We start from the raw sequence: 18,715 nt of genomic DNA on the forward strand, positions 1-18,715 counted from the left end.
TGCACGGTGACTCGTAAATGAGTGTCCGGCCTTCCCCCGCCCTGTCCCGGGAGGGGTCTGCCGGGCGGTGCCCCGCCGTGTTCCGCGTACTTCATCCCTAGGAATCGAGAGCGATGGCTCCCATATCGGAGGGCGCTCCGCGCCCGGCGTACCGGTCAGGCCCGGTGCTCGCCTGCGTCAGTGTGTGCACGGCCCTGGTCGTCGGATTCGTCGCGGCGATCAACCTGGCCGTGCCGCAACTGGCCGCGAGTTCACTGCGACCGACCTCGTCGAACCTGCTGTGGATCGTCGACGCCTACGTCGTGATCTTCGCCTGCCTGGTCATTCCGGCCGGCGCGGCGGGCGACAAACTGGGCCGCAAGGGCGTCCTGATGGCGGGGCTCGGCCTGTTCGCGTTCGGCGCCATGGTGTCGGCCGTGGCCCCGAACGTGGCGGTCATGCTCATCGGGCGTGTCATCACGGGCCTCGGTGCCGCGTGCGTCCTGCCCAACTGCGTCGGCATCCTCCTGCACGCCACCGCCCCCGAGCGGCGTCCGCACGCGCTGGCCGTCTGGGCGGCGGCCACCGGAATCGGCGGCGTCGTCGGCAACGTCGGAGGCGGCGCGGTGCTGAGCGCGGGCTCCTGGCGCGCGTTGTTCGAGGCGGTCGCCCTCGTCGCGGTCTGCTGCCTGGCGTGGGTGGCCCGGTCCGCGCCGCGCAGCGCCCGGCTCGAACGCACCCTCGACCTGCCCGGCACGCTGCTGTTCGTGGCAGCCTTCGTGGCGCTGCTGATCGGAATCATCGAAGGGCCCGAACAGGGCTGGGGCAGCACGGTCGTCCTCACCGCCTTCGCCTTCAGCGTCCTGCTGGCCCTCTGCTGGGTGCGCGTCGAGCTGCGCGCCCCCCATCCGATGCTCGACCCGCGGCTGTTCCGCAGCGCGGCGCTCAGCAGCGCCGGCCTCGGCATGACCATCACGTTCTTCGGGAGCTTCGGGCTCTTCTACGTCAACGCCTCACTCCTGCAGTACGGGCGCGGCTTCTCCGTCCTGGAAGCAGGGCTCGGGGTCGTGCCCCTGACCATCCCGCTCCTGGTGGGCACTCGCTACATCCCCGGGCTCATCCGCAGCTTCGGCATCCCCCTGACGCTCTCCGCGGCCTTCGCCCTCACCAGCGCCGGCCTGCTCGGTCTCTCGTACGCGTCGACCATGGCCTACCCCGTGTACGCGGCCGGTCTGTTCGTCATCGGGCTGGGCCTCATGCTGGCCGCGCCGTGCCTGACCGCCCAGATCGCCTCGGCCCTGCCCGTGGAGAGGGCGGGCATCGCCGGAGGGCTCCAGTCCGCGACCCGGGAACTCGGCAGCGCTCTGGGGGTGGCCGTCGTCGGCACCGTCCTCACCGCCGGGTTCACCCACCACCTGCCCGCCGACCTGGGCCGACACACTCCGCTCCCACGGACGGTGCAGGAGGCCCTCACGCTGTCCCCGGCCGACCATGCCGCCGTCACCGAGGCGTTCACCCACGGCGCCGGAACCGCGCTGCGGGCCGCGGCCCTCGTCGTACTCCTGGCCGGAGCCCTGGTCGTCGTGGGCGCCCGCCGCGCCCACGGGACCGCCCCGCGTTAGCGCGGGGCCCGCCCACCACCCGGCCGCGGCGCCGCCGACGCAGACGCAGACGCAGACATCGACATCGACATCGCGCCCAGGACACACAGGCCCCCCACCCCACCCCCTTGCCGTCATTCGCATGCCCTTTTCCGGGCGAAGGAGGACACGCACATGCGTGCATTTGTCACTGGAGCGACCGGTTGGATCGGATCCGCCGTTGTCGACGAACTCATCTCGGCGGGCCACCAGGTCGTCGGCCTGGCCCGATCCGACCGGGCCGGGCAGGCTCTCGCGGCCAAGGGCATCGGTGTCCTCCGCGGCGACCTGGACGATCTCGCCTCGCTGCGCCGGGGCGCCGCCGGGGCGGACGCGGTCATCCACCTGGCCAACAAGCACGACTGGGGCAACCCCGCCGAGTCCGACCGCTCCGAACGCGCCGCGGTCCAGACCCTCGGCGACGCCCTGGCCGGAACCGACCGCCCGTTCGTCGTCGCCGCGCCCCTCTCCGGCCTCGTCGAGGGCAGGCCCGTCACGGAGACCGACGTCTCGCCGGCCATCGGCCCGGACTCCAACCGGGGCGGCAGCGAGAACCTTGCCCTGGACTACGTCTCCCAGGGCGTCAGGACCGTGATCACCCGGTTCGCACCGAGCGTGCACGGCCATGGCGACTGGGGTTTCGTCGCCTTCCTCACCGAGGCCGCGCGCAAACAGGGAGTCTCCGGCTACATCGGCGACGGCTCCGCCGCCTGGTCGGCGGTGCACCGCGACGACGCGGCCCGCCTCGTCCGCCTCGGCATGGAACGGGCCCCTGCGGGATCACGCCTGCACGTCGCCGCCGAAGAGGCCGTCACCACCAAGGCGATAGCCGAGACGATAGGCCGCAGCCTCGGCCTGCCGGTCGACTCCGTCGCCCCTCAGGACGCCGAAGCCCATTTCGGCGTGGTCGGCCGCTTCTTCGCCTCCACCATGACGGCATCCAGCAGCGAGACCAGGCGCCTCCTCTCCTGGACGCCCACCGGACCGTCCCTCCTCGCGGACATCGACGCGGGCGCCTACACATCCTGACGGGAACCGGGCGTACGCCCATCGACAGCGGTCTTCGGGCCGCGCTCCAGGCACCCTGGCCGAACCTGATTCATCACCGCCACTGGTACGGCCTGGGGTGCCCCGGTCTCCGCAAGCGCGTCCGGGGCCGCCCGCCGGGGTGGCCCGGGAGTGGCCCATAGGTGGCCCAGGCACACGGCAGTTGCCGAGGTGGCGGCCGAGAGCAGCTTGGTCGCAAAGGGCTGGTAGCCGTCGTCGCTCACCGCCGCGACGTATCCGAGCGCTCCCAGCCGTTGCCCCGGCTGAGCCTCGCACGCCGCCTTCCGGGCGGACGGGTGTACCTCCCCGTGGGGCCAGACGCCGTCTGCGGCGTAGTCGTAAGGAGGCCGACCTCGCTCGGCGCGAGGGGCTCGCCCCGTGGCGGTTCGAACCCGTCCGGGCGACGACTGGTCCGAACGCCGACTGGTCCGGGCGACGGCTGGTCCGAACGCCGAAAAGCCCCGGACCGAGCCGGTCCGGGGCCGCCGCAGCCTGGTCAGGCCGGGTTGATGTTCTCCGCCTGGGGGCCCTTCTGACCCTGCGTGACGTCGAACGTCACGACCTGACCCTCCTGGAGCTCACGGAAGCCCGAGGAGTTGATCGCCGAGTAGTGGGCGAAGACGTCCGGGCCGCCCCCGTCCTGAGCGATGAAGCCGAAGCCCTTCTCCGCGTTGAACCACTTCACAGTTCCCGTAGCCATGTCTCATACCTTCCAGTCGATTCACGTCGTCCGCTGTATGCGGAAAACGGAGGTGATCGTCCTGGTTCCTGCGGCACAGCACAGCAAAACGCCCACACCGAAGGAGTGGGCAGAGGGAACTTCCGAACCACGACAACTCACCGGGACGGTACACGGCCGCACACTCCGTCACCAGAGGAATCGCCTGCAACTGTGCGCGGTGCCCGCCGGCGTGCGCCGGTTTCCGGTGGCGTCCGGTGGTGTCCGGCGGGCGCGCACCGCCTCAGTCCGTGGTCGGCGGCTCCGCCGATTCGGCGGCGCGGCGGTACTCGGCGTTGATGCGCTGCGCCTCTTCCAGCTGGTCTTCCAGCACGACGATCCGACAGGCGGCCTCGATGGACGTGCCCTGGTCGACCAGTTCGCGGGCGCGGGCGGCGATGCGCAGTTGGTAGCGGGAGTAGCGGCGGTGGCCGCCCTCCGAGCGCAGGGGAGTGATCAGGCGGGCTTCGCCGATGGCGCGGAGGAAACCCTGGGTGGTGCCGAGCATCGCGGCGGCCCGGCCCATCGTGTAGGCGGGGTAGTCGTCGTCGTCAAGCCGGTCGTACGAGTCGTCTGCTGTCACTTGCACCTCTCTTGTGGAACGCATGGAGGGGCCCTGGTGCCATATGGCACCAGGGCCCCGAAGGAACTACTACACCACCTGCCGGCCCTGTTACTGCACCGGCTTTCTGTGTCCGCAGACCCGACCTGGCTGCTGTCGGGAGTGCGGGGATCGCGGTTGCTCGACCGGAGACCACCTCACTATCGATGTCCTGCGGTACCCGGGCTCAATGCTCCGTCCCGGGCGATCCTGATGGCGCGGTCTCCTCCGTTCTTCCCTCGGCGATCAACTACCTGCCACGGTCACTGCGTACTGCTGGTACTGCACTACTGCTGGTACTGCGTGTGCTGCTGGTACTGCGTACTGCTGGTGATGCGAACTGCTCAGTGGCCTGTGGCAGGGCCTTTCTCCGGCAGCCGGTCCCCATGGCCCTTCGTGTGTCTGCTCTGGCTGGAGCCCCGCTGCCGAACTACCGGTGCGCGCGTCAGCAGCCGACGCCTTCACCGGGGTACCGCTCAGTCACTTCACTGCTGGGTACTGCGAACTGCACTCGCGGGTACCGCGACCTTCATGAAGCGGTCCCGCATCGGCGGCCCCTCGTTGCGGGCCACCCGGTCCGGCCGTCAGTCCCGTCGCCGTCCTGCAACAACCCTGGCTTCGAAACTCCACCGCCGCACCGTCCTGCGACTTCACGCACTGCCGGCAGTTCTTCTCTGCCAGGCCCTGCTGTCTCTCTGGGTACGAGAGAAACCATAAGCACGCCACCACCCAATGTCTACTCCGGCCGACATAGATTTTCGCGTGTCCCGTGAGGAGGTAATCGGCCTCCTGGAGGCTCAGGCCACCCATGGTCGACCGCCTGACCGGCGCGAACGCGGGTATCTGACGGGGGCTACGAGGGGGAGACGGCGACTGCCCGTCCCGCTCGGTGGCACGACCGGTCGAGTGGACGGGACGACTCGTGAATAGGATCGGCTCCCATGTCGAAGCCTGACGAGCTGCTCGTTGACGTCGCCACGTTGGTGGAGTCCGGGCACAGCAATCAGATGTCCCTGACCGTGGTCACCGGTGGTGCTGTCATCACCGGCCGACTGGCGCCCGAAGCCGTATGGAGGCAACGGGTGTCGGAGGTCCTGACGGACTCGTCCCGCCTGGGCGAGTTCTCCGCCATGTTCACCGCTACGACGCGGAGGGAGGGGCCGCCCGCGTATCTGCACTTCCATATGGCGCGGATCCTTCAGGGCACGGTGGGAATCCCGGAGACGGGCGGGATGTACCGCGTCTCGATCGCGGATGTCAGCGCCTGGACCATGGGTGACTTCAGCTACTCCGATCACTGAATCGCCCGGAGCGGAGGAACCCACCGGTATGCGAGAGGGCCCGATCGGCGTGTGCCGGTCGGGCCCTCTCGGCTCTTCGGTTGTTCGGTTGTCCGCTCGCGCTTCCACTCGGCCAGGCGGTCGGCAGCCGGACAGCCACACGGCCGGACAGTCAGATGGCCACCGGGGCACCGAGCATCGCGGAGGCGTGCCGGAGCGGGCTGAGGGAGTGGGCGCGGGCGCGGGCCGGGGCGGGACCGGGTGCGGCCCGGCCGTGTTGAGGGCGTCGGGCGCGGCCCGGGGCGTGGGGCCGGCGTTTGTCGGGTAGGGCCGCGTCCGGACCGGCGTCACCGTGTGCCTCCTGCGGAGTTGGGTCGGTTCACGGATCACGCGGTGCTCAGGCCGCCGCGTCGAAGGCGGACGGCCGCCCGCTCACGCGCCGGGCAGCCGTGGCGGGGCCGCGCCGCCCGCGGGAGGCCGTGCCGCGCTTGCGCCGCTCGGGTGCCGGTGCGGTGATCGTCACGGGGATGCCGGAGGGGGTCCGGGCGCCGGTGATCCGGCGGAGCGCTTCCTCGCCGGAGCGGACCCGGGAGGCCCGGGGCACGATCCCGGCGGCCGCCATGAGGCGCGTCATGGCGCGGCGTTGGTTGCCGGTGACCGGGGTGACGACCTTGCCGGACTCGCCGGCCCGCGCGGTACGGCCGCCGCGGCGGAGATAGTCCTTGTGGTCGGTCGGCGGGTCCACGTTCACCACGAGGTCGAGGTGGTCGACGCGAATGCCGCGCGCCGCGACGTTCGTCGCGACCAGGACGGTGACGTGCCCGGTCTTGAACTGCGCGAGGGTGCGGGTGCGCTGCGGCTGTGACTTGCCGCCGTGCAGGGCGGCAGTCCGGACACCGCTGACGAGGAGGTCCTGGGTGAGGCGGTCCACGGCGTGCTTGGTGTCCAGGAACATGATCATCCGCCCGTCGCGCGCCGCGATCTCCGTCGTCAGCCGCTGCTTGTCGGCGCCGTGCACGTGCAGGACGTGGTGTTCCATCGTGGTGACCGCACCCTGCGAGGGGTCCACGGAGTGGACGACGGGGTCGGTGAGGTAGCGACGGACCAGGAGGTCGACGTTACGGTCCAGGGTCGCGGAGAACAGCATGCGCTGGCCCTCGGGGCGGACCTGGTCCAGGAGCGCGGTGACCTGGGGCATGAAGCCCATGTCGGCCATCTGGTCGGCCTCGTCCAGGACGGTGACGGCGACCTGGTCCAGTCGGCAGTCTCCCCGGTCGATGAGGTCCTTGAGGCGGCCGGGGGTGGCGACGACGACTTCGGCGCCGCCCCGCAGAGCGTTCGCCTGCCGGCCGATCGGCATCCCGCCGACGACGGCGGCCAGGCGCAGCTTCACGGCGCGGGCGTAAGGGGTGAGGGCGTCGGTGACCTGCTGGGCGAGCTCCCGGGTGGGGACGAGGACCAGGGCCAGCGGCTGCTGGGGCTCGGCACGCCGCCCGGCGGTACAGGCCAGCAGCGCCAGGCCGAAGGCGAGCGTCTTGCCGGATCCGGTCCGGCCGCGGCCCAGGACGTCACGGCCCGCCAGAGAGTTCGGCAGCATCGCACCCTGGATCGGGAACGGCGCGGTCACACCCTGCGCGGTGAGCGCGGCGAGCAGGCCCCTCGGCATGTCGAGGTCGCCGAACACCTCGACTGCGGGCAGCGCCGGGGTGACCGTCTCGGGCACCGCGAACTCCCCCGGCACGGAGGCAGGCCGCCTGCCACCCGAACGGCTCGGGGCGGACGAACCGGAGCGACTCCCCCGAGCCGAACCAGCAGCGGAGCCATACCCGCGGGTACCGCTGCTGCTGTTGTTGCGGGCATGGGAGGAACGGCTGTTCGTGCGTGTGGGGTTCATACAGAACCTTCCTTGATGCGGCACGTATCAAGGAATCCCGCAGCGCAGGAGCAGCGCGGGGAATCACAGGCACGGACCGAATGGAATGCGAACGCGGCCCACGGAAAGTCCGTGTCGACGTACGCAACAGAAATGGATGGCGTGCAAAAAGAATCCCGTGCTTTGCCGGGCATGGCTCCGAGGCGCCCACGCGCCCCAACACCCTGTTCCCGCGGACGAACTGCTGCGGAAATGCATGCAGCTGGGGCCCGCACCCCGAAGGATGCGGGCCCCAGCTACGAAATACGCGCCGACGTCAGGCGGAAACGATGTTCTCGGCCGTCGGGCCCTTCTGGCCCTGCGCGATGTCGAAGCTGACCCAGGGAGACGCCAGATGAGCGACGCCACCATCGAGCAGATAGCGGACGGCGGGACGTCGGTGGAGGTTCCGGAACCGGCGCTTAGTGATGAGCAGTTGGTTGCGATGCTCATGGACCGGGCCCGGTCGGAGGGCCTGCAGCTGACTGGTGAGGCGGGCTGTTGCAGCAGTTGACCAAGCGGGTGCTGGAGTCCGCTTTGGAGGGTGAGATCACCGATCACCTCGGATACGAGAAGGACGGTGCCGAAGGTCGGAACAGTGGCAACAGTCGCAACGGCAGCCGGGTGAAGACGGTGCTGACGGATGTCGGGCCGGTGGAGGTGAAGGTTCGCCGGGACGTGGAAGGCACCTTCGGGCCGACCATTGTCAAGAAGCGTCGGCGGCGTCCGACCGGCGTGGACGAGATGGTGCTGTCGCTGTCAGAGAAGGGCCTCACTCACGGGGAGATCTCCGCGCACCTGTCCGAGGTCTACGGCACGAGCGTCTCGGAGGCGACCATCTCCACGATCACGGACGAGGTGATGGAGAGGGTGGCGGAGCGGTCCCACCATCCGCTGGACAGCGTCTATCCGGTCTTGTTCGTGGACGCCATCAATGTGAAGATCCGCGACGGGCACGTGGCGAATCGCCCGATCTATGTGGTCATGGTCGTGCCGGCCGAGGGGCGCCGAAACATTCTGGGGATCTGTGCCGGTGACGGCGGCGAGGGCGCGACGTGCTGGCGCAGCGTCTTCACCAATCTGTAGAGCAGGGGCGTGGACGACGTCCTCATGCTGGTCTGCGATGGGATGACTCAGGTCTGTTCCGACCAGGAGACGCTGACCTGCATATCCGGCGCGAAACGCCCGCTCGTGCAGGACCGAGCGAACACCGGCAGCGTGGGCTTCCGGGGCCTTGGCACCCTCGCCGGTCGCCCGCCGAAGGAGCCCCGCAAGGGGCCGGCCGCGTACACGGCCCCCCGACCGGCGGCACATGACGCCGCCAGCCCGAGCAACAGCAGAAGCCCCGGGCCACCGGCCTGAGGCTTCTGCGTGAAGTACCTTACGTGCGTCCGTCTAGGACAGCATGTCTGCTTCTCCCGAATCTTTCAGAGGGAAGCGAAAGAGGTGGTTCGGGCCCGGTCTCTTCAAGGCCGGCACACCGTAGTTGCCAAAGGCTTTTGCAATGACGCGCTGCTGGCCGGTGCATGTGTTGTTCCATGCCGTCGCGAAAAGGTGCATGACCTGGATAGCCGATTGCATACCCCTCACCGGCGACCGATTTCCCTTTTCGGTCATTTCTCCGCCGAGGAAGTAGTTGCGCAGTACCAGTCCCGGGTCGCGTCGCTGGAAATTCTCCCCGGTGCCCAGCTGCGCGTACCACTGGTCCGGGACCTCGGAAGATCCGCACGCCTGAGTCGCCAGGTAGTGAACGAGAGTGGTCGCACGTGCCGACGCGCGCGGGATCGGCTTTCCCCGCTTCACCGAGTGTCGGATTTCCGGGTGACGGTCCAGCACCGCCTTGAGCTGGTCATCCGACACCGGATACCGGTTCTTCCACTTCTCGATCGGATGGTTTTCCCACATCCAGAGCAGGCGCAGAGCAGCAGACAGGTTGAAGGCGTCCTTCTCGCCGGCGGCTGCGAACGTGTACGAGCTGCTGCGCATCTTCCCACGGTCGACCACATTGAAAGTGTCGCCCTCGATGCCACGCGCCACGCTGTAGCGTAGTGTGATCCCCACAATCACCTGAGCGGCCAGCCTGTGCTGTCCGTCGTACAGCATCCCCTGCTGGTCGCTCGCCAGCCCCTGATGGGTCGTTCTCCACTCTCTGCGGCGCATGGCGCCCGCCCATTCCTCGACCTTGCGGTCCTCCATGGTGCGCTGGTACCACGGGATTCGGAGCAGCAGCTCGCACGCATCCATCGGAGAGACGTCCTCGAACGACAAGGAGGGGGGGCCGGACCAGAGGCGGGGCGTGGGGCGCCAATTAATTTTGTAGAGCTTGTGCGTGAATTCTAAATACTGAGTGCCAGTCACTACCTCGGACACGAAAAAGGATCTCGTTGAGCTTTCCGTTCGGATTTCCCACTTGTCGCCATGCCGGCTCATTGAGAACCCCGGACACGAGCAGACGGTTTCCACGAATCTGGCCATGCTGTACAGGGGCGCGACGGGTTCTTCGTTCGCACTGCTTTGCGAGGCGGTCATTGTGCCCTTCCTTAGAGGTTTCGCAAGGCAGATAGTCACTCTCTTCGGAGCGGTGGGTCAAGCGAGTTGATGAGCTCGTGGGTGGGGGAACAAAGGGCGGGCGATTTAATGTAAAATTATTATCGAATGTCGATTGAATGTTCGATCTTCAGGCCGGTTTTGCCGAGCCATTTCGTTGGTGGCTGACGTCATCACGGATAGAGGTCTGGCTCCGGTGCTGCCGGACCTGGGCGGCGCGCTCCTTCCGTGCCGGACTTGACCGCGGATCGGCACTGGTGCCTCGGACGCCGGACGTTGCTGGGGGAGAACTGGCTGGACTGCGCACGGAGGAGGCCACGGGCGCCATAGACGCCGATCTGGGCCTTCGTCGGAGGGGCGATGGTGGGGCGCCATAAGCGTGCTTCGAGCTTGTAAAGGTGGACCCCGCACTGGTGCGCCTTACCTTGCAGGGCCACGGTGTGTGGTCCGTCTCTGCGAGCCTGCACCTGAGGATCCGTCTACGGCCGCTCAGCGGCGAGTGGTCGAGCCGCTGCATCCGCGCCGAGCGGACCAGATGCTGCTGTTCTTGCGCCGTGCTTGTCTTCGACCTGGTGGTGTACGCATATGGGCGGGGGCGCGCTTGGCGGTAGGTTCGCATGACCTGGTGTCGCCTGCGGTCGCGAAGGAATGGGAGGTCTTGCGTTTCGTCACGCTCGATCGGTCAGACCTCTGGGCCAACTTCCGCCCGACGAACGTCAGTCTGCACGGGGTGAGTGCTGCGGTGGCCTTCGGCGGCGCCGGGCTTGCCCCGGAGGCCGCACGCCCCTCATGCGACGGCACATTCCCCTTCCCCGAGCGACGGGCTGAGACGCAGGATGGGGCGTGGGTGTCGTCGCGACCCCGCAGGGCCTGAGTTTCATCGACGCGGAGGCCGTCGAGGCACTGACCGGCTACCCGATCCGTTCCGCGTGGCGCTCTCCCAGCGCTCCGCAGCCCCTTCCGGCCCCGGACGCGATCGCGATTGTCCCGGCGACGTTCAACATGGATCGACAAGTGGGGCGGCCGGCATCTCCGACACCCTCGCGCTCGGGCTCCTCTGCGAGTCCTACGGCCTCGGCACCCCGACCGCTGCCCTGCCCTACGTGAACTCCACCCAGGCCGCCCACCCTGCGTACGCCGAGCGCCTGCGGAAACTGCGCGCTACGGGCATCCTGATCGGCTCCTACGAACCCCACCGCCCGAAGGCGGGAGGCGGGCCAGACCGATTTCACTGGGAGGAAGCACTCGACCTGCTCCCCCCAGGGCGGCAGCGCAGGCGTGATTCGTGTCGTTGACAACAAAGAAGCCCCGAGCCGTTGGCTTGGGGCTTCTTCATGGAGCGGGTGACGAGAATCGAACTCGCGCTCTGAGCTTGGGAATCACCCGGCACTAGAGGTGTTACATACCCGCTGATCTGCGAAAACGATCCATGGCGGCGTCCTGTGTGGGGCGCTTGGGCACCCCCTGCTGACCGCTGTTCACCGTCCCTACTGGCACGTTGTGGCACGGCCATCGGACGGTGGCTCGGGTTAGCTTTCGTCGAAAGTGGCGGCCAGCGGGCGGGCAAGGCGGATCCGTCGTCCGATGTCCTCTGCCTCGGCGTGAAGCCGGCGGAAGAAGGAGGCGACGTTCGTGCGGCCTTCGATGCCGGCGCGCCCCTGCCTGAGCCGAGTCAGGAAGGCGTCGGTCTCCCTGAGAACGCGCTTCAGTGGCCGGCTCGCGATCCCCTCGGTGGCGAGCGCGGCCAGCTCCTCGCGCGCCGTCTCCAGGGTGTCGACGGCCGTCCGCATGAGCGGGGCGCACAGAGTGCGGAAGTCGGCGAGGGTGCCAAAGAGGTGGTCGGTCACCTTCTCGGTCTCCCTCTGGACGGCGTGGATCTCCTCGAACTCCTCTACCCAGGTGGAGAGGATCGCCGTCGCCTGGTCGAGCTCTGCCGCGGTCCCATGCCGTTCGAGCGGCGTCTGGGTGTCGAGAACTTCGAAGTAGGTGGCGCAGGTGTCGTTGATGCTCGTGATGCGGCCTTGAGGAATCCTTCGAAGGACTCCTTGGGTGAGTCGATGCCCTCATTCGCCACGCGCCGCATTTCGGCGGCGACGAACTTCACCCGATGTGACACCACTTCGACCTCGTAGAAAGCGGACGTCACGTCTCGCAGTGTGGCCCTGGTCCGCGCGAGTGCCACTTCCCGTTCCTTCTTCTTCCGCCCCCACGGGCCCATCCGCGCACCCCTCCCTATGTGCGCGGATCATGGCACGGCGGGCGAGGTGTGAGCCCCAGTGGGGTCGGGACGATGCCCCGGAGGGAGGAGTGAGGCGCCGCGGGGGTGGCACGCGATCCATGAGGGGTCTAGACAACAACGAAGCCCCAGGTCTCTGACCTGGGGCTTCGTTCAAGAGCGGATGACGGGAATCGAACTCGCGCTCTGAGCTTGGGAATCACCGCCGCTCTGGCCGCCCGTATGGCCTCTGGCCTGCGGGCAAGCACCTTCGTCGGGCCTGGCGGGAGGTCCCGATCGCACCCGTGATGACCGCTGTTCACCGCTCCGAAGGGCACGGACGGGGCACGGAGGGAGCGGTGTGATCGCGCAGGCCCCTTAGCCGAGGAACCGGGCAGTCACGCCGGGCGGATGAACCCCTCCGGGGCGACTCCGGTCGAGACTTCGCCCGACGTGCGTCAGGTGATCCGGATATTCACATGAAACTCATACGCAATCGCTATGGAGACCACAGCCGGACAGCGCAGCCTGTCGGCCCATGGGATCTGTGATCAGAGGCCGGACCGTCCTGGTCAACGGCGCGCTCGCCGTGCTGCTGGCCGGGGGCATCGGCTTCGCGTACGTGTCGCTGGGCGACGACGAGGCCACCGCCTCCGCCACCACGAGGACCACGACCGTCATGCGCGGGGACCTCACGGCCTCCGTGGCGGCGTCCGGCGCTGTGGAGAGCGCTACGAAGCGGGCGTTGGCCTTCACCGGCTCGGGAACCGTGACCAAGATTCACGTCAAGGTAGGCACCACGGTGAAGAAGGGCCAGAAGCTGGCCGAACTGGACCGGACCGAAGCTCAGGAACAACTCGACTCGGCCGAGGCGGACCTGGCGGTCGCCGCCGAGGCCGACACCAGCACCTCGCAGGGCTACGGGAGCTACGTACAGGCCAAGAACGCCGTGAGCGCCGCGCAGCGGGCACTCGACGGGACGGTGCTGTACGCGCCGTTCGCCGGGACCGTCACCGCCGTCAACGGCGGCGTCGGGGATTCCGCCTCGGGCTCCACGGGGTCCTCCGGCTCCGCGGACTCCTCCTCGACCGGCTTCATCGAGCTCGCCGACCCGGGCAAGGCGCAGGTGACCGGCGACTTCACCGAGTCGGACGCCACCCAGCTCAAGGTGGGGCAGGCGGCGACGGTCACCTTCGCCGCGCTGTCGGGCGTCACGGCACAGGGCAAGGTGGCCGCGATCGACAGCACGCCGACCACCGAGAACAACGTGGTCACCTTCGCGGTGACGATCAGCCTGAGCGACAAGCCCGCGCAGGTGCGGATCGGGCAGACCGCCAGCGCGACGGTGACCGTCTCCCAGGCCAAGAACGCCCTGTACGTCCCGAGCGCGGCGATCACCAGCGCGGGCGGCCAGAGCACTGTGACGGTGCTGGAGAACGGCACGCCGGTGGCGAAGACGGTGACGGTGGGGATCGTCGGCAGCTCGGGGACGGAGATCAAGTCCGGTCTCAGCGAGGGCGAACAGGTCCAGATCACGATCGCCACCGGTACCACCGGCAACGGGTCCCAGACGCAGCGCGGCGGGTTCGGCGGCGGCGGGATGGTTCCCGGTGGCGGCGGCGGACGTGGCATGGGCGGCAGCCGATGAGCTCCGTCCCCGTCCCCGTCTCCGTCCCCGTCCTCGACGTCCGGCGCCTCACCAAGGTCTACGGACAGGGCGAGACCGCCGTCCATGCGCTGCGCGGCACCAGCCTGACGGTCGAGCGCGGCGACTACGTGGCGATCATGGGGCAGTCGGGTTCCGGCAAGTCGACGCTGATGAACATCCTGGGCTGCCTGGACGTGCCGACGGAAGGCCACTACTTCCTTGACGGCACCGACGTCAGCGGGCTCAGCGAGCGGCAGCTGTCGATCCTCCGGAACCGGAAGATCGGATTCATCTTCCAGAGCTTCAACCTGATACCCCGGATGACGGCGCTCGCCAACGTCGAACTCCCGCTCGCCTACGGCGGAGTGAAGGCGGCCGAGCGGCGCCGGCGGGCGCTCGCCGCACTGGATCTGGTCGGGCTCTCCGAGCGGACCGGCCACGAGCCGAACGAGCTCTCCGGCGGACAGCAGCAGCGTGTCGCCGTGGCGAGGGCACTGGCCACCGCCCCGTCCCTGCTGCTCGCCGACGAGCCGACCGGCAACCTCGACAGCAAGTCGACCCTCGACGTCCTCGATGTCCTCGACCGGCTCTCGGCATCCGGCCGCACCATCGTCCTGATCACGCACGAGGACGAGGTCGCCAAGCGCACCAAGCGGGTCATCCGCCTGGTCGACGGCGACATCGTGGAGGACCGCAGACAATGAACCCCTTCGAGATCCTGCGGTTCGCCCTGCGCGGTCTGGGTGCCAACAAGCTCCGCAGCGGGCTGACGACCCTGGGCATCCTCATCGGCGTCGGCGCCGTCATTCTCCTGGTGGCGGTCGGCAACGGCTCCTCCCAGCAGATCCAGGACAGCATCGCCCGACTGGGCGCGGGCGCCCTCACCGTCTCCACCTCGACCACCGGGCAGGGCGGCGGAGCCCGCCAGGCCGGTCCGGGCGGGTTCGGCGGGCAGCAGCAGACGAACACCGGGCCGCGCACGCAGGCCAAGAAGCTCACGGTGGAGGACGCCGCGGCCTTGGTCGACCCGGTGAGCGCGCCGTCGGTCGAGAGCGCCTCGCCCGTGGTCAACGCCAGCTCCCAGACCACCACGTACCTGACGTCCAGTCACAGCATCGGCCAGTTCGTCGGCAGCGACACCGCGTACTTCAAGGCGAACAACAAGACGCTCCGGCGCGGTTCGCTCTTCACCGCCGAGCAGGTAGCCTCCGGCGCCAAGGTCGTCGTCATCGGGCAGACCGTCGCCGAAGAACTCTTCGGCCGGGTCGACCCGATCGGCAAGAAGATGAACGTCAACGGCGCCTTCTTCACCGTGTCCGGGGTGCTGGCGGAGTCCGGCTCGTCTTCCAGCGGCTTCCAGGACGCCGACGACACCGCCATCGCCCCGTACACCGCCGTCCAGGGCACGCTCACCAGCTACGGCGCGCTCAGCCAGATCGTCGTCCAGGCCAAGACCCCGGGCGCCGTCGACGCTGCCCAGGCCGAGGTGACCACCGTCCTGAACCAGCGGCACGGCAGCACCGACTTCCAGGTCTTCAACCAGGCCAGCCTTCAGTCGGCCGTCGCCGAGTCGAGCGAGACCTTCACCGTCCTGCTGGGCGCCGTCGCGGCGATCAGCCTCCTGGTCGGCGGCATCGGCGTCACCAACATCATGCTCGTCACCGTCACGGAACGCACCCGTGAGATCGGCATCCGCAAGGCCATCGGCGCCCCCCGCGGAGCCATCCTCGGCCAGTTCATCACCGAGGCCACCATCCTTTCCCTGATCGGCGGCGTCCTCGGGGTCGTCGCGGGAGTCGTCGGCAGTCGGTTCGAGATCGTCGGCGTACAGCCGGTGATCGCCCCCTGGTCGATCGGCCTCGCGCTCGGCGTATCGGTCGCCATCGGCCTCTTCTTCGGCAGCTACCCGGCCAACCGCGCCGCCTCGCTGCGCCCCATCGAGGCGCTGCGCCATGAGTGAGGACAGATCCTTGAACCGATCCCCCGACCAAGACAGCGACATCCTGGCCGACTCCCCGTTCCCCGGGGACCTCGACGCCACGCTCAAGTCCGCGCCCGCGCGCAGGCGCCTGCCCGGCGTGGCGCTCTTCCTGACCGCGGGCATCGTGGCCGTCGGCGGGTTCATCGGCGGCGTGTACGTGGAGAAGGGCGACGGCACGGCCTCCGCCGACCGGCCGGGCGGCGGTCAGATGCCGGGCGGCGGCCAGATGCCCGGTGGTGGCCAGATGCCCGGCGGCCGGTCGCAGGGAGGCGGCTCGGGCTTCCCCGGCGGCGGCCAGGGCGGAGGCCAGGGCGGTGGCCAGGCCCGCCAGGGAATGTCCTTCGGGACCGTCGGCAAGATCAAGGACGGGGTGGTGGAGGTCACGACCCAGGACGGCAAGACCGTCGAGATCAAGACCGGCGACTCGGTCATCCTCCGGCCGCAGGGCTCCGCACCGGCCGCCGCCCCGACCGAAGGAGCGCAGGAATGACCAGCATGACCGGAGCGAAGCGAATTCTGGGCGGGGCGGTGATCGTGGGCACCTTGCTGGCCACGGTCGCCTGCGGCAGCGACAAGGCCGAGCAGCAGCCCTCCGACAACCCCATGCAGGCCTTCCAGGAATGCCTTCAGCAGCACGGCGTGACCATGCCCGACCGGGGTGGCCGGGGACCCGGGGGCGCTGCCGGCGGACGCCCGTCGGGCGCACCGAGCGGAATGCCGTCGGGCGCACCGAGCGGGATGCCGGAAGGAATGCCGTCCGGCGCCCCGTCGGGGCGGCCCTCGGGCATGCCGAGCATGTCGGCGGAGCAGCAGGAGGCCATGCAGACCTGCGCGTCCCTGCGGCCCCAGCAGGGCGGGTTCGGCGGCGGCGCCCCGCAGAGCGGGGGCTGACCGGTGGCAGCAGGGAGAAGGCGTCGGACGACGACGGGGAGGGGACGCCGGAAGGCCGCGGTGTACGGCGTGCTCGGCGCCGTCCTGATGGGCGGCGGGTTCATGACCGTCCGCGCCGAGGGCAGCACCGCCGCCCCGCCGGCCAAGGAGCCCGCCACCGCCGTCCCCGACGTGGAGGTCGGCTCGGACCCGTCCGCCTCCGGGACGCTGGAGAGCCCCGGCACCCGAGCGCTGTCCTTCGCGACCGAGGGAACGGTGACGACGCTCAAGGTGAAGGCCGGCCAGAAGGTGAAGAAGGGCGATGTCCTGGCCCAGATCGACTCCAGCGAGTCCGTCGAGAGCAGGACGGCCGCCTACTGGTCGTACCTCTCGGCCTCCGAGGAGTTGAACGAGGCCGACGAGGAGGGCCACCTGAAGGCGTACGCGTCCTATGTGAAGGCCCGCAACGCCTACCGCAAGGCCGAGCGGACGGTGGAGGGGACGAAGATCGTCGCCCCGTTCGCCGGCACGGTGACCGCGGTGGACGCCGAGGTCGGTCAGGCGGTGTCCCGGGGGGCCGCGGTCCTCACCCTCACCGACCTGTCCCAGCTGCGGGTCGGCGCCGACTTCACCGAGGCCGATGTCGTCGTACTGGCCGACGGGCAGAAGGCGTCGGTCACCTTCGGCTCCTCGAACACCACGGTCCAGGGACGCGTGACCTCGGTGTCGCCCGTGCCCGTCGCCACCGAGAGTTCGGGGAGCGCCGGACAGGGAGGCGGCGGTCAGCAGTCCTCGACCCAGGTGGTCCGCTACACCGTCCTCGTCTCCCTCGACGAACTCCCGGCGACGGCCCGGGTGGGCCAGGCGGTCACCGTCGAGGTGCACGTCTGATCAGTCGTACCGACCGTCAGCAGGGCCCGGACGACATCTCGTCCGGGCCCTGCCCGGATGCGCCGGGACGGGATGGTTCGACGGCTCCCGCCGGCCGGGCACCCGGCTACGCGTCCGTCACGAGGCAGTCGATGTCCCCCAGCCCCTTGATCGCGACGTGGAGGTTCCGGCCGGGGCCGAGGGGGTGGGCGAGGGCGCCGCCCGGTGTGCCGGTGGTGATCAGGTCGCCCGGTTCGAGGGGTGTCAGGTCACTGGCGCGCGCCAGGAGGGTGGCGACGTCGAAGTGCAGGTCCGAGGTGCTGGCCTTCTGGACCGGGCGGCCGTCGAGCGCGGCCGTCAGCGTCAGCCCTCGTCCTCCGATGGGGAGGTGGCCGGGGGTGACCAGGTCCGGCCCGAGGAGGAGCAAGGGGCGCGGTCCGTCCGGTCCGTCCTGTTCCGCCGGGTCGCCGAGGGCGTACAGCTGGGTGACGACGACGTATCCGGCGACGTGACGGAGGGCCTCGGCGGCGGGAACATGATGGGCGCGCCGTGAGACGACGACGCCGAGTTCCACGCCCCAGCCCATACCCCGGGAGGACGCCGCCGGGAGCGGGACGCTCGTCCGGGCGCCCGCGACGGCGTGCGGCCGGACCAGGCTCAGCGACGGCGCGGCAGGGCGCTGCCGGTCCAGTTCCTTCAGGCGTGTCGGGTAGTTGGGCCCGGCGCGGACGACTCGGCCGGGGGTGAGCGGGGGCACCTCCGTCGTGGCGGAGGGCAGGGGGAGCCGTTCGCCGACGTGAGCCGTGGCGCGCCGGGCCCAGTCGGTGCCCGACGCGATCAGTGCGCCCACGTCCGGGTGCGGCAGGGAGGTGAAGTGCTTCTTGTCGATGCGGGCCGCGGTGGTGCGGTCAGGGGTGATGCGGATCGTGGTGAGCCTCATCGGTGTCGTCCTTCGGCGCGGTCGTCGAATCGGGCAGGAGCAGGCGGAAGGCGCATCCCTGGCCGGGGCGGTTGTCCAGTTCGAGGCGTCCGCCGTGCGCGGCGGCGATGGCGGCGGCGATGGCGAGGCCGAGGCCGGAGCCCGGCTCGCGGTCGGCCCCGAATCCCGGTGCGGCCGACCGGTCCTGGGGGATGGCGCGGTAGAAGCGGTCGAAGACGCGGTGTGCCTCGTCGGGCTCGATGCCGGGGCCGTTGTCGGCGACCTCGACCACGCAGACGGCGGTGCCGGGCGGCAGCGGCCGGCCGCTGCCCGGGTTCCCGTCGGCGGGAGCGCGGGTGAGGCCGACCCTGACGTGGACGGCGGTCTCGGGGGGCGTGTGGGTGGCGGCGTTGGACAGCAGGTTGCCCAGGACCTGGGCGAGTTGGTGGGGGTCGCCGGGCGTCTCGACGATGTCGAGTTCTCCTCCG

The 18,715-nt window shown here is 69.6% G+C and carries 16 protein-coding genes and 2 pseudogenes; 11 read left to right on the top strand and 7 right to left on the bottom strand.

Translation table 11 applies throughout. The annotated features are described in order from the left end of the window. The first annotated feature begins 113 nt into the window (after positions 1-113). Positions 114-1,601 carry an MFS transporter gene (locus ACFVFH_RS12095; protein ID WP_383766224.1) on the top strand — a complete coding sequence of 496 codons (1,488 nt, stop codon included), beginning with the start codon at positions 114-116 and terminating at the stop codon, positions 1,599-1,601. A 153-nt stretch (positions 1,602-1,754) separates the two neighbouring features. Then, positions 1,755-2,648, top strand: coding sequence for an SDR family oxidoreductase (locus tag ACFVFH_RS12100; protein WP_383766226.1), 894 nt, complete (start codon positions 1,755-1,757; stop codon positions 2,646-2,648). Between the two features lie 514 nt (positions 2,649-3,162). Here the strand turns inward: ACFVFH_RS12100 and ACFVFH_RS12105 are convergent. Together ACFVFH_RS12105 and ACFVFH_RS12110 are read right to left on the bottom strand one after the other, a co-directional pair. Continuing rightward, positions 3,163-3,366, bottom strand: a complete 204-nt coding sequence (locus ACFVFH_RS12105) for a cold-shock protein (protein WP_008735947.1) — start codon at positions 3,364-3,366, stop codon at positions 3,163-3,165. A 262-nt stretch (positions 3,367-3,628) separates the two neighbouring features. Beyond that, positions 3,629-3,967 (bottom strand): MerR family transcriptional regulator, encoded by a 339-nt coding sequence (locus ACFVFH_RS12110; RefSeq protein WP_383766228.1) that lies wholly within the window; start codon positions 3,965-3,967, stop codon positions 3,629-3,631. A gap of 959 nt (positions 3,968-4,926) precedes the next feature. On the opposite strand from ACFVFH_RS12110, the gene ACFVFH_RS12115 reads away from it, so the two are divergent. After that, positions 4,927-5,286 carry a hypothetical protein gene (locus ACFVFH_RS12115; protein WP_383766230.1) on the top strand — a complete coding sequence of 120 codons (360 nt, stop codon included), beginning with the start codon at positions 4,927-4,929 and terminating at the stop codon, positions 5,284-5,286. A gap of 376 nt (positions 5,287-5,662) precedes the next feature. Here the strand turns inward: ACFVFH_RS12115 and ACFVFH_RS12120 are convergent, their stop codons facing one another. After that, positions 5,663-7,159 (bottom strand): DEAD/DEAH box helicase, encoded by a 1,497-nt coding sequence (locus ACFVFH_RS12120; RefSeq protein WP_383766232.1) that lies wholly within the window; start codon positions 7,157-7,159, stop codon positions 5,663-5,665. 373 nt (positions 7,160-7,532) lie between these two features. Here ACFVFH_RS12120 and ACFVFH_RS12125 point away from each other — a divergent pair. Further along, positions 7,533-8,338, top strand: a pseudogene (locus ACFVFH_RS12125) (transposase); the annotation flags it as partial. 234 nt (positions 8,339-8,572) lie between these two features. Here the strand turns inward: ACFVFH_RS12125 and ACFVFH_RS12130 are convergent. Beyond that, positions 8,573-9,706 (bottom strand): hypothetical protein, encoded by a 1,134-nt coding sequence (locus ACFVFH_RS12130; protein ID WP_383766233.1) that lies wholly within the window; start codon positions 9,704-9,706, stop codon positions 8,573-8,575. Positions 9,707-10,558: 852 nt separating this feature from the next. On the opposite strand from ACFVFH_RS12130, the pseudogene ACFVFH_RS12135 reads away from it, so the two are divergent. After that, a pseudogene (locus ACFVFH_RS12135) lies at positions 10,559-11,019 on the top strand (flavoprotein); the annotation flags it as partial. Positions 11,020-11,253: 234 nt separating this feature from the next. Here the strand turns inward: ACFVFH_RS12135 and ACFVFH_RS12140 are convergent. Then, positions 11,254-11,571 (bottom strand): hypothetical protein, encoded by a 318-nt coding sequence (locus tag ACFVFH_RS12140; RefSeq protein ID WP_383766235.1) that lies wholly within the window; start codon positions 11,569-11,571, stop codon positions 11,254-11,256. 906 nt (positions 11,572-12,477) lie between these two features. On the opposite strand from ACFVFH_RS12140, the gene ACFVFH_RS12145 reads away from it, so the two are divergent. From ACFVFH_RS12145 to ACFVFH_RS12170, 6 genes are all read left to right on the top strand, one after another. Beyond that, positions 12,478-13,587: an efflux RND transporter periplasmic adaptor subunit gene (locus ACFVFH_RS12145; RefSeq protein ID WP_383766236.1), complete on the top strand. Its 1,110-nt coding sequence runs from the start codon at positions 12,478-12,480 to the stop codon at positions 13,585-13,587. Further along, a complete protein-coding gene (locus tag ACFVFH_RS12150; RefSeq protein ID WP_383766238.1) occupies positions 13,584-14,291 on the top strand; it encodes an ABC transporter ATP-binding protein in 708 nt (235 codons plus the stop codon). Before ACFVFH_RS12145 ends, ACFVFH_RS12150 begins: the two co-directional genes overlap by 4 nt. After that, on the top strand, positions 14,288-15,547 hold the full coding sequence (locus ACFVFH_RS12155) for an ABC transporter permease (RefSeq protein WP_383766240.1): 1,260 nt from the start codon (positions 14,288-14,290) through the stop codon (positions 15,545-15,547). Before ACFVFH_RS12150 ends, ACFVFH_RS12155 begins: the two co-directional genes overlap by 4 nt. Before the next feature lie 10 nt (positions 15,548-15,557). Beyond that, a complete protein-coding gene (locus tag ACFVFH_RS12160; protein ID WP_383766242.1) occupies positions 15,558-16,058 on the top strand; it encodes a hypothetical protein in 501 nt (166 codons plus the stop codon). Continuing rightward, positions 16,055-16,459 (top strand): hypothetical protein, encoded by a 405-nt coding sequence (locus ACFVFH_RS12165; protein WP_383766244.1) that lies wholly within the window; start codon positions 16,055-16,057, stop codon positions 16,457-16,459. Before ACFVFH_RS12160 ends, ACFVFH_RS12165 begins: the two co-directional genes overlap by 4 nt. Positions 16,460-16,528: 69 nt before the next feature. Beyond that, positions 16,529-17,329: an efflux RND transporter periplasmic adaptor subunit gene (locus ACFVFH_RS12170; RefSeq protein ID WP_383766246.1), complete on the top strand. Its 801-nt coding sequence runs from the start codon at positions 16,529-16,531 to the stop codon at positions 17,327-17,329. Between the two features lie 106 nt (positions 17,330-17,435). Here ACFVFH_RS12170 and ACFVFH_RS12175 read toward each other — a convergent pair whose 3' ends face one another. Next, the gene (locus ACFVFH_RS12175; RefSeq protein ID WP_383766247.1) at positions 17,436-18,248 is read right to left on the bottom strand and encodes a fumarylacetoacetate hydrolase family protein; all 813 of its coding nucleotides are present in this window, start codon (positions 18,246-18,248) and stop codon (positions 17,436-17,438) included. Further along, on the bottom strand, positions 18,217-18,715 hold a 499-nt coding region (locus tag ACFVFH_RS12180), incomplete at its 5' end, for an ATP-binding protein (protein ID WP_383766248.1). The genes ACFVFH_RS12180 and ACFVFH_RS12175, both read right to left, overlap by 32 nt.

The organism is Streptomyces sp. NPDC057697 (assembly GCF_042799335.1).
GTDB lineage: Bacteria > Actinomycetota > Actinomycetes > Streptomycetales > Streptomycetaceae > Streptomyces.

Bases quoted from the DNA above. Each gene is read 5' to 3' on its own strand.
- ACFVFH_RS12095 (WP_383766224.1), top strand. From the start codon at position 114: ATGGCTCCCATATCGGAGGGCGCTCCGCGCCCGGCGTACCGGTCAGGC.
- ACFVFH_RS12100 (WP_383766226.1), top strand. From the start codon at position 1,755: ATGCGTGCATTTGTCACTGGAGCGACCGGTTGGATCGGATCCGCCGTT.
- ACFVFH_RS12105 (WP_008735947.1), bottom strand. From the start codon at position 3,366: ATGGCTACGGGAACTGTGAAGTGGTTCAACGCGGAGAAGGGCTTCGGC.
- ACFVFH_RS12115 (WP_383766230.1), top strand. From the start codon at position 4,927: ATGTCGAAGCCTGACGAGCTGCTCGTTGACGTCGCCACGTTGGTGGAG.
- ACFVFH_RS12120 (WP_383766232.1), bottom strand. From the start codon at position 7,159: ATGAACCCCACACGCACGAACAGCCGTTCCTCCCATGCCCGCAACAAC.
- ACFVFH_RS12130 (WP_383766233.1), bottom strand. From the start codon at position 9,706: ATGACCGCCTCGCAAAGCAGTGCGAACGAAGAACCCGTCGCGCCCCTG.
- ACFVFH_RS12145 (WP_383766236.1), top strand. From the start codon at position 12,478: ATGGGATCTGTGATCAGAGGCCGGACCGTCCTGGTCAACGGCGCGCTC.
- ACFVFH_RS12150 (WP_383766238.1), top strand. From the start codon at position 13,584: ATGAGCTCCGTCCCCGTCCCCGTCTCCGTCCCCGTCCTCGACGTCCGG.
- ACFVFH_RS12155 (WP_383766240.1), top strand. From the start codon at position 14,288: ATGAACCCCTTCGAGATCCTGCGGTTCGCCCTGCGCGGTCTGGGTGCC.
- ACFVFH_RS12165 (WP_383766244.1), top strand. From the start codon at position 16,055: ATGACCAGCATGACCGGAGCGAAGCGAATTCTGGGCGGGGCGGTGATC.
- ACFVFH_RS12175 (WP_383766247.1), bottom strand. From the start codon at position 18,248: ATGAGGCTCACCACGATCCGCATCACCCCTGACCGCACCACCGCGGCC.